General features: G+C 72.5%; 12 protein-coding genes. 11 read left to right on the top strand and 1 reads right to left on the bottom strand.

Annotated features, from left to right (window positions below):
- Positions 1 to 17: 17 nt before the first annotated feature.
- The 5 genes from ITJ69_RS08895 (at position 18) to ITJ69_RS08875 (ending at position 7,543) form a co-directional block, all read left to right on the top strand.
- A complete protein-coding gene (locus ITJ69_RS08895; RefSeq protein ID WP_123294288.1) occupies positions 18 to 989 on the top strand; it encodes an AAA family ATPase in 972 nt (323 codons plus the stop codon).
- The gene (locus ITJ69_RS08890; RefSeq protein WP_111083878.1) at positions 986 to 2,398 is read left to right on the top strand and encodes a DUF58 domain-containing protein; all 1,413 of its coding nucleotides are present in this window, start codon (positions 986 to 988) and stop codon (positions 2,396 to 2,398) included. The genes ITJ69_RS08895 and ITJ69_RS08890 overlap by 4 nt, the downstream gene beginning before the upstream one ends.
- Positions 2,395 to 4,854 (top strand): DUF3488 domain-containing protein, encoded by a 2,460-nt coding sequence (locus tag ITJ69_RS08885; protein WP_194672568.1) that lies wholly within the window; start codon positions 2,395 to 2,397, stop codon positions 4,852 to 4,854. The genes ITJ69_RS08890 and ITJ69_RS08885 overlap by 4 nt, the downstream gene beginning before the upstream one ends.
- A 188-nt stretch (positions 4,855 to 5,042) precedes the next feature.
- The gene (locus tag ITJ69_RS08880) at positions 5,043 to 6,794 is read left to right on the top strand and encodes an FHA domain-containing protein (RefSeq protein WP_194672567.1); all 1,752 of its coding nucleotides are present in this window, start codon (positions 5,043 to 5,045) and stop codon (positions 6,792 to 6,794) included.
- Between the two features lie 71 nt (positions 6,795 to 6,865).
- The gene (locus ITJ69_RS08875; RefSeq protein WP_159571123.1) at positions 6,866 to 7,543 is read left to right on the top strand and encodes a hypothetical protein; all 678 of its coding nucleotides are present in this window, start codon (positions 6,866 to 6,868) and stop codon (positions 7,541 to 7,543) included.
- Between the two features lie 5 nt (positions 7,544 to 7,548).
- Here the strand turns inward: ITJ69_RS08875 and ITJ69_RS08870 are convergent, their stop codons facing one another.
- A complete protein-coding gene (locus ITJ69_RS08870; RefSeq protein WP_159571126.1) occupies positions 7,549 to 8,541 on the bottom strand; it encodes an asparaginase in 993 nt (330 codons plus the stop codon).
- Positions 8,542 to 8,599: 58 nt separating this feature from the next.
- Between ITJ69_RS08870 and ITJ69_RS08865 the strand changes: the two genes are divergently transcribed.
- The 6 genes from ITJ69_RS08865 to ITJ69_RS08840 all read left to right on the top strand — a co-directional run bounded on the left by ITJ69_RS08865 (position 8,600) and on the right by ITJ69_RS08840 (position 14,735).
- A complete protein-coding gene (locus tag ITJ69_RS08865) occupies positions 8,600 to 9,109 on the top strand; it encodes an OsmC family protein (protein ID WP_159571128.1) in 510 nt (169 codons plus the stop codon).
- A 6-nt stretch (positions 9,110 to 9,115) separates the two neighbouring features.
- A complete protein-coding gene (locus tag ITJ69_RS08860; RefSeq protein WP_194672566.1) occupies positions 9,116 to 10,087 on the top strand; it encodes an FKBP-type peptidyl-prolyl cis-trans isomerase in 972 nt (323 codons plus the stop codon).
- A gap of 2 nt (positions 10,088 to 10,089) precedes the next feature.
- Positions 10,090 to 11,172, top strand: a complete 1,083-nt coding sequence (gene dxr / locus ITJ69_RS08855) for a 1-deoxy-D-xylulose-5-phosphate reductoisomerase (RefSeq protein WP_159571132.1) — start codon at positions 10,090 to 10,092, stop codon at positions 11,170 to 11,172.
- Positions 11,173 to 11,346: 174 nt separating this feature from the next.
- Positions 11,347 to 12,681 (top strand): M50 family metallopeptidase, encoded by a 1,335-nt coding sequence (locus tag ITJ69_RS08850; RefSeq protein ID WP_194672565.1) that lies wholly within the window; start codon positions 11,347 to 11,349, stop codon positions 12,679 to 12,681.
- Positions 12,682 to 12,705: 24 nt separating this feature from the next.
- Entirely contained in the window at positions 12,706 to 14,178 is a 1,473-nt protein-coding gene (locus tag ITJ69_RS08845) for a purine-cytosine permease family protein (protein ID WP_194672564.1), read from the top strand.
- Positions 14,175 to 14,735 (top strand): cysteine hydrolase family protein, encoded by a 561-nt coding sequence (locus tag ITJ69_RS08840; RefSeq protein ID WP_159571136.1) that lies wholly within the window; start codon positions 14,175 to 14,177, stop codon positions 14,733 to 14,735. Before ITJ69_RS08845 ends, ITJ69_RS08840 begins: the two co-directional genes overlap by 4 nt.
- Positions 14,736 to 14,807 lie beyond the last annotated feature (72 nt).

Here is a 14,807-nt window from a genome sequence, read left to right as displayed (position 1 = left end):
GACGAGGACCACCCCGCATGAGCATGACCCCGGAGCAGGCCACCTGGTTCGCCGACGTCGCAGGCCGCATCGTGACCAACGTCGAGCAGGTGCTCCTCGGGAAGACGTTCGTGATCCGCCTCGCGGTGACGGCGATGCTCAGCGAGGGCCACCTGCTCCTCGAGGACGTCCCCGGCACGGGCAAGACGAGCCTGGCGCGGGCGATGGCGCAGAGCGTGCAGGGGACGACGAACCGCATCCAGTTCACCCCCGACCTGCTGCCCGGCGACATCACCGGCATCAGCGTCTACGACCAGCGCACGCAGGAGTTCGACTTCCACCGCGGCCCGGTCTTCGCGAACATCGTCCTCGCCGACGAGATCAACCGTGCGAGCCCGAAGACGCAGTCTGCCCTGCTCGAGGCGATGGAGGAGTCGGCGATCACGGTCGACGGCGTGAACCACCGCCTGGCGGCCCCCTTCATGGTCATCGCGACGCAGAACCCCATCGAGCAGGCCGGCACGTACCGTCTGCCCGAGGCGCAGCTCGACCGGTTCCTCATGAAGACCTCGATCGGCTACCCCGACCACGCCGCCACCGTGAAGATCCTCGAGACCTCGTCGGCTCCGTCGGCATCGGTTCCGCTCGCGAGCGTCGTGCCTGCGGCGACGATCACCGAGATGGCCGCGCTGGCCCGCACGGTGCACGTCGACGCCGTCATCGCCGACTACGTCGCACGGTTGGTCGACGCGACGCGTTCGGCCAGTGAGGTCCGCCTGGGCGTCAGCGTCCGCGGCGCGATGGGCCTCATCCGTTCGGCACGCGTGCTCGCCGCGCTGAGCGGCCGCCACTACGTCACGCCGGACGACGTCAAGGCCCTCGCCGTCCCGGTGCTCGCGCACCGCCTGGTGCTCGACGCCGAGGCGGAGTTCGACGGTGTCAGCGCGCCGAGCGTCATCGCACAGCTGCTGGTGGAGACGCCGCCGCCGGCCGACCGAGTCACGACGTGACGGACCGCCGGCCCGTCTCCACGCGCTCACGCCGTCCGTCCTCGACGCGGTCGCGTCGCGGGACGACGGCGTACGAGCGCACGGGGACGGTCGCCGGCCTGACCAACGTCCGCTCGCGCATCGTCGGTGACCGCGAAGGCGTCGCCGCGGATGCGGTCGTCGGGATCGTCCGGGTGTGGGCAACGGCCTGGAGGCTCGTCAAGCGTTCCTGGGGCGAGGTCTCGTCCGTCGTCACCGGGCTCGGGTGGACGGTCGCGGCCCTCACGCTCGTCGCGTTCGTGGCCGGCTACCGGTTCGGCCTGCGGGAGATCGTCGTCGTCGGGTTCGCGGGAGCGGTGCTCGTCGTCGTCGCCGCGATCGCGCTCATTGGTCGCACGCGGCTGGTGATCCGGATGCGCCTGCCGCAGCACCGTGTGGCGGTCGGCGACGAGGCCGGTGTGGTGGTCACGGCGGAGAACCCGACGCGTCTGCCCTCGGTGCCGACGACGGTCGAGGTGCCGGTCGGCCCGGGTCTCGTCGACGTCGCGATCCCGGCGATCGGCGCGCACGGCACGTTCGAGCAACTGGTACCCGTGCCGACCGTGCGCCGCGGCGTGCTCGATGTGGGGCCGGTCACCGGTGTCCGCGCCGACCCCGTCGGTCTCGTCCGTCGCGAGGTCGTCTGGACCGCACGCGAACAGGTCATCGTGCACCCGCGCACGATCGCGATCCCGTCGACGAGCACCGGCCTGGTGCGTGACCTCGAGGGGCAGGCGACCACCGATCTGTCGCCGGCGGACATCGCGTTCCACGCCATCCGCGAGTACATGCCGGGTGACGATCCCCGCACCATCCACTGGAAATCGACGGCGAAGTCGGGCGCGCTGATGGTGCGCCAGTTCGAGGACACGCGCCGCTCGCACCTGGTCGTGGCGCTGGGCATCGCCAGGTCGGAGTTCGGGGACGACGAGGAGTTCGAGCTCGCGGTGAGCGCTGCGGCCTCGCTCGGTGCTCGTGCGATCCGCGACGGCCGAGAGGTCTCGGTCGTGGTGTCGGAACGCACCCCGGAGTTCGCGAAGCGTGCCGTCTACGCGGTGCGGACCCTGCCGACGGTCACCCCGACGCGACTGCTCGACGACTTCGCCTCGGTCGGACTCGCCGATGCCTGCCTGCCCATCGCCGAGGTCTCCCGGATCGTCGGCAGCGACACCGAAGGCATCTCGGTGGCGTTCCTGGTCGTCGGTTCGACGATCGGGCTGCCGGCGCTCCGGCTCGCGGCGACCCGCTTCCCCGTCGGGGTCGAGGTCGTCGCGGTGATCTGCGAGCCCGAAGCACAGCCACGGTTCCTGCGGGTCGCGGGCCTGACCGTGATGACCATCGGCTACCTGGACGACCTCCGGCACGCCCTGCACCGATCGGCCGCCGCGTGAGCGCCCCTCCGGTGGCCGCGCCGACGCCGCCCGCGGAGCGTGCCCGTCGGTCGACCCGGCGTTCCGATCGCCGCGATGCCCGGCGGCTCGTGCCGTTCCGTCTGGCCGGCGGGACCCTCGTCGTGTGGCTCCTGCTCGCGGTCGCGAGTGTGTCGTGGTGGCCGGTCTACCGTGATGACTCGATGATCGTCGCTGCGGTGACCGCGATCGTCTTCGGCACCCTCGTCGCCCTCGTCGGCGCGGTCCTGCGGCTGCCGCTGGTCGTGGTGGCGATCGCGACGGTGGCGGCGTTCACGCTCGCCGGTGTACCCGCCGCCGTGCCTGGTCAGGCCAACGGGGTCCTGCCGACGGGCCCTGGCCTGCTCGCGCTGTTCGCCGGCGTCGCGCTGGGGTGGAAGCAGCTGGTGACCATCAGCCTGCCGGTCGGCTCGTACGAGGCGCTCCTCGTGCCGTACTTCGTGACGCTCCTCGTCGCCACGGTGACGGCCGTGAGCGTGGCGACCCGGGCCTCCAGGCAAGAACTCGCGAGCATCCCGGCGCTGGTGCTGTTCGCGATCGGGGTGGTCGTCGGGCCGAGCCGGCTGGACACGTCGATCGTGACGGCCGTCGTGCTCGTCGCGGTCGCGCTCGTGTGGGCGCTGACGGTGCGGCACGCCCGTCGCGCGGTCGCCGTGGCGACCACGATCGGGTCGTCGGTACCGATCGCCCGGTCGGTCGTCCGCCCGGCGCTCGTCGGCACGGGGACGATCGTGGCGGCGGCCGTCGTCGCGACGGGGCTCGGGCTGGTCGCACCGCCGGCGAACGAGCGCACCGTGGCCCGGACGGACGTCGTGAAGCCGTTCGACCCCCGCGACTACGTCAGCCCGCTGAGCGGCTTCCGCGCGTACGAGGAACAGAGCGCGGCGGACACCGCACAGCTCCGGGTCACCGGACTGCCGGAGAACGGGTTCGTGCGCATCGCGACGCTCGACACCTACGACGGCGTGGTCTACCGCGTCGGCGGGTCGGACGGCTCCTCGTCGTCGGGGACGTTCGAGCGGGTGCCGACGTCGGTCGACGTCCGTGGCGTGGACGGCACCACGGTGCGCGTCGGGGTGACCGTCGACGGCTACAACGGGGTCTGGCTGCCGACGGTGGGGGACCTGGAGCGCGTCGACTTCACCGGGACCGACGCCGACGACGAGCGCGGGTCCTTCTTCTACAACGGCTCGACGCAGACGGGCGCCGTGGTCGGCGGTGTCCGCGAAGGCACTTCCTACGACCTGACCGCCGTGGTCCCCGACCAGCCGACGGACGAGCAGCTCGCGGCGGCCCGCCCGGGCAGCGCCGCGGTCCCCACGGCGCGCGAGGTGCCGGACGCCGTCCGCGAGACGGTCGAGGCGACGACCGATGCCGATGCGACGTCTGGTGCGAAGCTCGTCGCGGTGATCCAGGCGCTCAAGCGCAACGGGTACGTCAGCCACGGCGTGGGCGACGACCGGATGAGCCGTTCGGGGCACGGCGCCGACCGCATCCAGGAGCTCCTGACGTCGCCGCTGATGATCGGCGACCAGGAGCAGTACGCCGCGGCCGCTGCGCTGATGGCCGACGAGCTCGGGTTCCCGGCACGGGTGGTCATGGGCTTCACTGCGGGCGGCGACTCGGGGTCCGGCGGGGCGTCGGTGAGCGGGGGCACCACGACGTTCCGCGGCTCGGACGTCACCGCGCGCATCGAGGTCGACACCGCGCAGTGGGGGTGGGTGATGCTCAACCCGAACCCGAGTGTCCGCGAGATCCCGAACGAGCAGCAGCAGACGCCGCAGCCGGTGACCCGTCCCGAAACCGTCGTGCCGCCGCCTCCCGTCGACCAGCAGGACCAGGACCAGCAGGCGCCGCCGCAGAGCGATCGGAACACGCCGCCTGTGCAGCCGCTGTGGTTGCAGATCCTGCTCGCAGCGCTGCCGTGGGTGCTCGGTGCACTGGGGCTGATCGCCCTCGTGCTCCTGCCGTTCGGGGTGATCGTCCTGTTGAAGCGGGTCCGCCGCCGACGGCGGCGTCGTGCTCCGACGCCGCGCGGTCGCATCGTGGGGGCCTGGGACGAGTACCGCGATGCGCTCCTCGACCGTGGACACGACGTGGCCGGATCGGCCACGCGACGCGAGACCGTCGCCGGTGCTCCGGGTGAGGGCGGGACCGGACTGGCCGCCCTCGCCGACCGGGCGGTGTTCGGACCGAGCGACGTCGACCAGGCCGCTGCCGACCGGATGTGGTCGGCGACGGACGACGCGGTGGGGACCCTGCGCGCCGGTCGGACGCGTCGTGAGCGGTTCCGCACCGCCGTGTCGCTCCGGTCCCTGCGCGGACCCGAACGGCCGCGCGCGACCACCGGTCAGGGCTCGGCGAGACGCGGTGACTACGATGGCCGGAGGCCTGACGAGCGTCGTGGACGGCCGAGTGAGGACAGAGGCAGACCGTGATCAGATGCGAACACTGTGGATCGATGCTCCCGGAGGGGGCGATCTTCTGCGGTGAGTGCGGACGCGCGGTGACCGCCGGAGCGAGCCGCCGGCCGGTCGCTCCGACCCCCGTCGAGCAGGCGCCGCCACCGCCCCTGCAGCAGCCCGACTCCCACGGACGTCGCTCCGACCCTGCGGCTGACGCATGGTTGCCCGAGTCCACCCTCGACCCAGCCACCCGCGCCTGGCTGACCGGTGCCGACCGCCGCAGCAGCGAACCGCCGGCCGCGGTGCCGGTCCAACGCCCCGACGACCTCGCCCCGCGCGAGGCGCCGTCGCACGTGCACGGTGCGGGCTCCGGCCTCGGCAACTGGTCGAACGCGGCCGCGCAGCCCGACGCCGTCCCTGCTCCGGACGAACCGCCACTGGACCCGGACGCCTACCGCTCCGAGCCCGCAGACGTCCTCGCCGACGACCCCGAGCGGACCCGGCTGGCTCCTGTCGAGGACCGTCCCGCGACCCCGCCTGGTGCTGACGAGGCGCCGGCACCCGTGTGGGCGCCGCCGGTCGCTCCGGCCCCGACCGCGGCGCCGGCCGGACCGTCCTGGTGGGTCGGCCGCGGTGCCACCACCGAGGCCGCACCGCCCGCGTCCGGAGCCGAGTCCGCTCCTGTCGTCCCGCCGGTCCCGAGTGCACCGGCCGCCGCTGACGAGACGTCCCACGACACGTCCCACGACACGCCCGACGGCACCGCGGCATCCCCGCACGCGACGGACGACTCGCCCGTGCACGTCGAGTCCGACGACGCCGACGACACGTCGTCCACCCGCTCCGGCGAACCCGTCCAGGACGGTGCGCTCGACCAACCGACCGCCGCCGCGCCCGTCGTGTCGCCGCCGCAGCCGGGGGACACCGCCGTCGTCGAGCCGCTGATCGACCGCCGACCGCCGCGGCCCGCGCCGCTCGTGACGCCGGGCATGCACGCCACGACCATCTGCCACGTCTGCGGCAACCGCCTCGAGCCCGACGACATCTTCTGCGGGGAGTGCGGAGCAGTCCGCCCCGCCGTGACCGCCGCGTTCACCGGACCGGTCGTACCGTTGCCGATGGCGCGTCCGGACTGGGCGACCGAGCACTCCGGCGTGGAGTCGGCCGGAGCCGGCGGGTCGTCGTCGACCGACGTGCCGGACGACGAGATCCCGGTCGATGCGCCTGCGGACGATCAGGCCTCGAGCGACGAGACCGGGTCCGGCGAGACCGGGTCCGACGAGAACGGGTCCGTCGAGGCCGCCGCCGACGAGACCGCCGCCGACGAGACCGCCGCCGACGACGAGTCGGCCCTGCCGGACAGCGAGGCCTCGCGCCCGGGTGGGCGTCCCCGCGGCGCACACGCGGCGCCGGTGACCGAGCCGTCCGAGCCCGGGGACGCGGCACCGCACGTTGAACCCCAGGACCCTGAACGGTCCTGGGCCCCGCCGGCGCAGGCCCCGCTCGCCGCGCCCCTGCCTCCGGTCCCCGGGGCGACGGCACCCGAGCTCCCGCTCCCGCCGTCGGACCGTCCCGCGGCCAGTGCGGACGCCGACGAGCTCGACGAGGACGTCGACGAGACCCGCATCGTCTCGAAGACCCCGACGCGCGCGCCGTTCCTGCTGCACTTCAGCACGGGTGAGCGGTTCGGGGTGCACGGCACCGGCCTGCTCGGTCGTCTGCCTCGTCCGCAGCCGGGGGAGCGCTACGACGACCTGCTGACCGTGCACGACCCGGGCAAGTCGGTGTCGAAGACCCACCTCGAGCTCGGCCGTGACGGAGACGACCTGTGGGTGTCCGACCGGTTCTCCGGCAACGGCACCGTCGTCCGCCACATCGACGGTTCGATCCGTCGGTGCGAGCCCGGGCGTCGGTACCGCGTGGAGCGCGGTGCACGGGTGGACATCGGCGAGCAGTTCTTCCTCGTGCAGTAGCGCTGCCGGACTTCTCCACAGATCGGCCGTCGGCGCCCTCGGCGGCGCCGCCGGCCTGTTGCGATGGAGCCATGACACCCTTCGCTGCTCGGTGCGTCCTGGTCGGGACCTCCGTCGTGCTCGTCCTCGCCGGGGTGATCGCGCCCATCGACGGCGCTTCGCGTGCGGTGGTGTTCGCAGCCGCCGTGTGCTGCGCGGTGCTCGACGTCCTGCTGCACCGGTCCGGCGCTGGCGGGCCCCGCGAACCGGAGTCGCTGTCCGGCGACGAATCCGCAGCGGCGATCGAGCCCCTCTGTCCGAGCGCACCCGGACGGCTCCTGCTCGGCCACGGCCCGGACGGTGTCCCGTGGGAGACCCACGCGGCCGGTCACGTCGTGGTCGTCGGCACCGGGGCACTCGCCGCCGCGGTGTTCCAGGCGATCGCCGATCAGCTCCGCGCCACCGCCGATCCGTGGGACGACCTCCGCGCAGCCGGCAGACTCGGAACTGTCGCTGGGGACGCCGCGGCGCTGCCCACCGGCGCGGCCCTACCCGACGCTAGGGCCCTACCCGACGGCACAGCGGTGCTCGCTCGCCTCGACCGCTCCGGACGTCCGAGCGGCACGGTCGTGCTCGTCCCGGGTCTCGGCACGATGCCGCGGTCGTGGGACACAGCGGTCGAGGTCACCCGCTACGGCTGCACCGTGCGTCGCCCACCCGACCGACGCGGTGTCATGCTCACACCGGAGCTCCCGGAGCTCGTCGGGTGACGGCCTCAGCGCAGGCCGGAGCCGACGCGGACCGCGCCGACCGGCACGCCACCGCCGAGCACCTGCTCACCCGTCGCCGCCAGGACATCGGCCACGCCGTCGGCACCCACCAGCCCGTTCCGCTGCAGCAGGGTCAGCGCTGCGAGGGTGCCTGCACGCTGCGACCCGTCCAGCACCTTCACCGCGACCGCGGCCCCACCGGGCAGCCCCATCACCATGACGCCCTCGGCACCGAGCTTCGCCAGGACCTGCAACCGCTCGATCGTGACGGTGTTGGCCCGACCGACCCCGTCGATCGCCCACGGGTGCGCCAGGACGGCGTCGGTCAGTGCCGCGGAGTCGTCGTCGGCCCGAGCGACGACACCGGCGAACCCGCGTGCCAGTCCGGTCAGTGTGAGCGGGAACACAGGGGCGCCGCAGCCGTCGGTGCCGACCAGGTCGACCGTCTCGTGCGTGTACTCCTCGACCACCGAGCGGACCCGCTGCTGCATCGGGTGCTCGATGTCCAGGTACGTCGCCTCGTCCCACCCGTTGACGCGGCAGGCGGCGAGCATGCCGGCGTGCTTGCCCGAGCAGTTCATCGCCAGGCGCCGGGGGCCGTCCATCGTCCTTCCGGTGGCTCGGTCGAAGGGCATGTCCGGCGGGCACCCGAGGTCGGCTTCGACGTGGTCGAACGACTCGAGCATGTGCAGCGCGAGGGCCTGGTGCGCGGGGGTGCCGGCGTGGCTCGCGGTGGTCAGGACGAGTTCCTCGTCGGAGAACCGGGCACCGGCTCGGCGGACGGCCAGGGCCTGGAACGGCTTCATCGTCGAGCGCGGGTAGATGCTGGCGGCGACGTCGCCGACCGAGTCGACCACGGCACCTGCGGAGTCGACCACGACCCCGGCGCCGATGTGCCGGCTCTCGTCGAACCCCGACCGGTCGAGGACCGCGAGTTCGACCGACCCGTCGGCGGTGAGAGGATGGCGATCAGTGCGGACTTCGTGGCTCACCGTCATGCCGCCATGCTAGCCAGGGCGGACGACCGCCAGTGACGCCGACGAAGGGGCAGCACCCGTGCAGGACCACACCTACGAGGTCTCCGTCAGCTGGACGGGAGACCGCGGCACCGGTACCTCCGGCTACCGCGACTACGGGCGCGAGCACGTGGTCTCGGCGGTCGGCAAGCCCGACGTGGCCGGCTCGGCCGACCCCACGTTCCGCGGTGACCGCGACCGCTGGAACCCGGAGGAACTCGTCGTCGCCGCGTTGGCCCAGTGCCACATGCTCAGCTACCTGCACGTCGCGGTGACCCAGGGCTTCACCGTCGTCGACTACCGCGACACGGCCACGGCATCGCTGAACCTGAACCGCGACGGCTCGGGCGAGCTCACCGGGGCGACGCTGCACCCGGTCGTGACGATCCTCGAGGCGGACCGGGTCGCCGACGCCGAAGCCGCCCACGCCACGGCCAACCAGCTGTGCTTCATCGCCCGGTCGGTGTCGTTCCCGGTGCACCACGAGGCCGAGACCGTCGTCCGTGCTGCGACATTGGCAGGGGACTCTTCAACGGGTGGGGCAGACTAGGTTCCCGTGAAGCGTCTGCGCCTGCTCCCGATCGCCCTCGTCCCCGCCGTCGTGCTGGGACTCGCCGCCTGCTCCGGCTCCGGCTCGGACGGGTCCACGGCCTCGCCGACCCCGACCGCCAGCGCGACCGCCTCGGCGATCACGTCCTGCCCGGACCCCGGCAAGTCCTCCGACGCGATCCGCGCGACCGGCTCGTTCGGCGGTACGAAGGCCCCGACGGTGAAGTTCACGGCCGGCCTCTCGGCGAAGAAGCCGCAGGCCACGAAGCTCGTGTCCGGCAAGGGCGCGTCGCTCGACGAGGGCGACTACGCCCAGGTGTCGTACACGGTCTACGAGGCCAAGGACGCCAAGAAGCTCGGCACCGTCGGCTTCGACGAGGGCAACCCGCAGGTCCTGTCCGTCGGCGGCTCGGGCTTCGGAGCCCTGCTCGCGTGCTCGAAGGTCGGCGACCGTGTGGCCGCCGTGGGCCAGTCGTCGGCACTCGGCTTCAACACCGGTGGCGAGATCGTGGTCGTCGCCGACGTCGTCGCGCAGACCCCCACCAAGGCGAACGGCACCCCGAAGGACCAGGACCCGGCACTGCCGACGGTCACGGACAAGTCGAGCGGCGAGCCCGAGATCACGATCCCCGACGGCGTGAAGGCCCCGACGAAGACGACGGTCGAGGTCCTCAAGCAGGGCAACGGCGCCGCGATCGCCGACGGCGACACCGCCCTCGTGCAGTACAAGGGCGTCGTCTACGACACCGGCAAGGAGTTCGACTCCTCGTGGTCGAAGGGCGCCCCGACGACCTTCACGGTCTCCGAGAGCGCACTCATCAAGGGCTTCGTCACCGGGCTCGTCGGCCAGAAGGTCGGCTCCCAGGTGCTGATCGTCGCGACGCCGGAGGACGCCTACGGCGCGAACCCGCAGGAGGGCTCGGGCATCCCGAAGAACGCCACCCTGGTCTTCGTGGTCGACATCCTCGCGAAGGGCTGACCGTGGCCCGGCGCCGCATCGTCGTCCTCGGCAGCACCGGCTCGATCGGCACGCAGGCGCTCGACGTCGTCGCCCGCAACCCGGACCGGTTCGAGGTCGTCGGTCTGACCGCCGGCAGCAACCGTGACCTCGTCGTCGAACAGGCTGCCCGGTTCGGCGTCCGCGACACGGCGTTCGGGGCGCAGGACTCCGAGCGGCTCGTCCGCAACGTCGAGGCGGACGTCGTCCTGAACGGCATCACGGGGTCGGTCGGCCTCGGGCCGACGCTCGCGGTGCTCGAGACCGGTGCCACCCTGGCGCTCGCCAACAAGGAGAGCCTCATCGTGGGCGGCTCCCTGGTGCAGCGGGCTGCTGCACCGGGCCAGATCGTCCCGGTGGACAGCGAGCACTCGGCGATCGCGCAGGCGCTCCGCTCCGGTGCCGACACCGAGGTGCAGCGGCTCGTCCTGACGGCGAGCGGCGGTCCGTTCCGCGGCCGCACCCGCGAGCAGCTCCGCGACGTCACCCCGGCGCAGGCGCTGGCGCACCCCACGTGGGACATGGGCCTCGTCGTCACGACGAACTCCGCCACGCTCGTCAACAAGGGACTCGAGGTCATCGAGGCGCACCTGCTCTTCGGCGTGCCGTACGACCGCATCGAGGTCACGGTGCACGCGCAGTCGATCGTGCACTCGATGGTCGAGTTCGTCGACGGCTCCACCATCGCGCAGGCCTCGCCGCCGGACATGCGTCTGCCGATCGCGCTCGGCCTGGCGTGGCCGGACCGCGTGCCCGGGGTCGGCGTGCCGCTCGACTGGACCACGGCGAGCACCTGGACCTTCGAGCCACTCGACGCCGACGCGTTCGGCGCCGTCGCCCTCGCGAAGCGTGTCGGTGAACTCGGCGGGACCTTCCCGGCCGTGTTCAACGCGGCGAACGAGCAGGCCGTGGCCGCGTTCCACGCGGGCGCCATCGGCTTCCTCGACATCGTCGACACGGTCGAGCGCGTCGTCGAGGAGCACACCGCGGGGGAGCCGTCACTCGACGGCGTGCTCGCTGCGGAGCACTGGGCCCGCGCCGCGGCGGACCGCGCGCTGACCCGCTGACGCGATCCGCGCCTCCCGTCGGTCGCATGGTCACCACGTGACGGACGGGGCCCACACCGCCGGTTCCGGCGCGACGCGCCAGCGGCGGGACGGCCGTGCCGGTGGGGAGAAGCTCAGATCACCTCCCAGACGGCGCTCGGCTCCGTCATGGCAAGCGTCCCGTACCCTTTCCCGGTGACCGTCGAATCCGTCCTGCTCTTCGTCCTCGGCGTGGTCGTCTTCATCATCGGCCTGCTGGTCTCGATCGGACTCCACGAGCTGGGGCACCTGTCCTTCGCGAAGCTGTTCAACGTCAAGGTGACGCAGTACTCGCTGGGGTTCGGCAAGGCCATGTGGTCGTTCAAGCGGGGTGAGACCGAGTACGGCATCCGCCCGATCCTGCTCGGCGGCTACATCTCGATGGTCGGCATGCTCAAGCCGCGCGCCTCCGGCCGCCCGAGTGCGATCACGAACACCGGCATGTACGGCGCGTTCGTGCAGGACGCCCGTCAGGCCAGCGCGGAGCAGATCGCGGACTCCGGCGGCGACGACTCCCGCGCCTTCTACCGGCTGACCCCGTGGAAGCGCATCATCGTGATGGTCGCTGGCCCCGCGATGAACCTGGTGATCGGGATCGTCCTGTTCGGCGTGCTGTTGTGTGGCTTCGGGTCGCCGACCACGACGTTCACGTCGAGCGTCGACTGCGTCCTGCCGACCAGCCAGACGACCGAGTGCACCTCGGGCGATGCGGAGTCGCCGGCGAAGCAGGCCGGCATCGCGTCGGGCGACGTCGTGCTCTCGGTGAACGGTGAGCAGGACCCGACCATCGCGCGCGTCTCCGAGGTGTTCCAGAAGTCGGCCGGCGAGCAGGTGACGGTCGTCGTCGAGCGTGACGGTGCCCGGAAGACGCTCGAGATCACCCCGACGACCGCCACCCGCGACGTCTACGACGCCGAGGGCAAGGTCGTCACGAACGAAGACGGCACGACGAAGACCCAGCGGGTCGGTGTCGTCGGCGTCAGCATCGGGCAGTCGCTCGTGCGGCAGTCGCCGGCCGAGGTCCTGCCCGCGACGGGTGCGCAGATCGCCGCGTCGGCGCACCTCATCATCGACCTGCCGCAGCGCCTGGTCGCCGTCTGGAACGCGGCGTTCGGCGCGCAGGAGCGGTCGCAGGACAGCCCCGTGTCGGTCGTCGGCGTCGGCCGCGCGATCGGCGAGGTCTCGTCGATGAGCGGTGTGCCGGTGGTCGACAAGGCGTACACGATCCTCGGGCTGCTGGCCTCGCTGAACATCGGCCTGTTCGTGCTGAACATGGTGCCGCTGCTGCCGCTCGACGGCGGGCACATCGCCGGCGCCCTGTGGGAGGCGATCAAGCGACGGTCCTTCAAACTCGTCGGCAAGGCGGACCCGGGCCCCATCGACCTGGCGAAGACGATGCCGCTCACGATGGTCGTCGTGGTGCTGCTGGCGGGGATGAGCGCGCTGCTGATCTACGCCGACATCGTGCGGCCTGTGAACCTGTTCGGGTAGTCGCTGCGGCGCTACGCTCAGCGGATGAGCACAGCGCCCACGAACTCCGGGCCCACCACCGCCGCGCCCGAGGTCCGCACCGTCGAACGGCAGGGCCTCGACGTCATCGCCGAGTCCGACCGCAAGGGCACCCCGCGGGGACTCTTCTGGCCGTGGTTCGCGGCGAACATCTCCGTCCTCGGCATCGCCTACGGGTCCTTCGTGGTCGGCTTCGGCATCTCGTTCTGGCAGGCCACCGTCGTCTCGGTCATCGGGGTGGTGTTCTCGTTCCTGCTGTGCGGCGTCGTCGCGATCGCCGGCAAGCGGGGGTCGGCGCCGACGATGGTGTTGAGCCGCGCGGCCTTCGGGGTCCGCGGCAACCGGGTGCCCTCGTTCCTCAGCTGGATCCTCACCGTCGGGTGGGAGACCGCCCTCGCCGCACTCGCGGTCCTCGCGACCTCGACGGTGTTCACCGAGCTCGGCTGGGACGGCGGGGTGCTGACGAAGGTCGTCGCCCTCGTCGTGGTCGCCGCGCTCGTGGTCGGGGCCGGCGTCGCGGGCTTCGACGTCATCATGCGCCTGCAGACCTGGATCACGGTGATCACCGCTGTGCTGACGGTCGTCTACGTCGTGCTCGCGGTGCCGTCCATCGACTTCGCCGCGATCGCCGCGATGCCGACGGGCAGTGCCCAGCAGTTCATCGGTGCGCTCGTGCTCGTGATGACCGGCTTCGGGCTGGGCTGGGTGAACGCCGCTGCCGACTACTCGCGGTACCTGCCGCGCTCGGCGTCGACCGGGGGAGTCGTCGGGTGGACGACCTTCGGCGGTGCCCTCGCACCGGCGATCCTCGTGGTCTTCGGTGTCCTGCTCGCCGGTTCCTCGCCGGACCTGAGCGCGGCGATCGGTGCCGACCCGATCGGCGCGCTCACCACGATCCTGCCGGTGTGGTTCCTCATCCCGTTCGCCCTCGTCGCGATCCTCGGGCTCGTCGGCGGCGCGGTGCTCGACATCTACTCGTCGGGCCTCGCGCTGCTGAGCGTCGGCGTGAAGATCCCACGGCCGGTCGCCGCCGGGGTGGACGGCGTGTTCATGGTGGCGGGTGCGATCTACATCGCGTTCTTCGCGACGGACTTCGTCGGCCCGTTCCAGGCGTTCCTCATCACCCTCGGCGTCCCGATCGCCGCCTGGGCCGGCATCTTCGTCGCCGACGTCCTGCTGCGGCGCACGGCCTACGCCGAAGGCGAGCTCGACGACCGTCGCGGCCGCTACGGCGACGTCCGGTGGGGCGCGATCGCCCTGGTCGCGGTCGGCACGGCACTCGGGTGGGGTCTCGTCACGCTGGCGTCACCGGCGTGGCTGTCGTGGCAGGGCTACCTGCTCGGGCCGTTCGGCCTCGGCGGACGCGACGGCGCCTGGGCCTACGCGAACCTCGGTGTGCTGGTCGCGCTCGTCGTCGGGTTCCTCGGCACCCTGCTGTTCGCCCGGGGCTCCGTCCGGCGCCAGGAAGCACAGCGGTGAGCACGGGCGTCCCCGACGACGCTTGGCTCGTCGTCATCGACATGCAGCAGGTCTTCACGGGGGAGTCCCCGTGGGCGGCGCCGCGGTACGACCACGCCGGAGTCGGCATCGAGCGTCTGCTGCCCCGGTTCACCGGACGCACGGTGTTCACCCGGTTCGTCGCGCCCCAGCGCCCGCAGGGCGCCTGGGTGCCGTACTACCGCGAGTGGCCCTTCGCCCTCGTGCCGGACGCCGCCCCGCTGTACGCGCTGACCGAGCCCTTCGCGAGTGCGGCAGGGGACCGCAACGACCCCGTCGTGACCGAGCCGACGTTCGGCAAGTGGGGGACGGGCCTCCAGGCCGTCGTCGGCGGCCACCCGCACCTGGTGCTCACGGGCGTGTCGACCGACTGCTGCGTGCTGTCGACCGCCCTGGCGGCGGCGGACGCCGGAGCGACCGTGACGGTCGTCGCGGACGCCTGCGCCGGGGCGAGCGACGCGGACCACGAGCGGGCGCTCGACGCGATGCGGCTGTACGCGCCGCTCATCACCGTGGTGGACAGCGCCGCTCGGCTCTGAGCGTCCGGTGTGACCGGGCCGGGACGCTCGGAGCGAGCGCGTAGAGTGCTCACGTGCCCGCTGTGAACCTCG

Source organism: Curtobacterium sp. VKM Ac-2887 (assembly GCF_015350935.1).
Taxonomy (GTDB): Bacteria; Actinomycetota; Actinomycetes; order Actinomycetales; family Microbacteriaceae; genus Curtobacterium.
Note: the sequence above shows the minus strand (reverse complement) of the source record. Positions and strands in the feature narration are given on the sequence as shown.

Coding starts and splice junctions, on each gene's coding strand:
- ITJ69_RS08895 (WP_123294288.1), top strand. CDS start 18: ATGAGCATGACCCCGGAGCAGGCCACCTGGTTCGCCGACGTCGCAGGC.
- ITJ69_RS08875 (WP_159571123.1), top strand. CDS start 6,866: ATGACACCCTTCGCTGCTCGGTGCGTCCTGGTCGGGACCTCCGTCGTG.
- ITJ69_RS08870 (WP_159571126.1), bottom strand. CDS start 8,541: ATGACGGTGAGCCACGAAGTCCGCACTGATCGCCATCCTCTCACCGCC.
- ITJ69_RS08845 (WP_194672564.1), top strand. CDS start 12,706: ATGAGCACAGCGCCCACGAACTCCGGGCCCACCACCGCCGCGCCCGAG.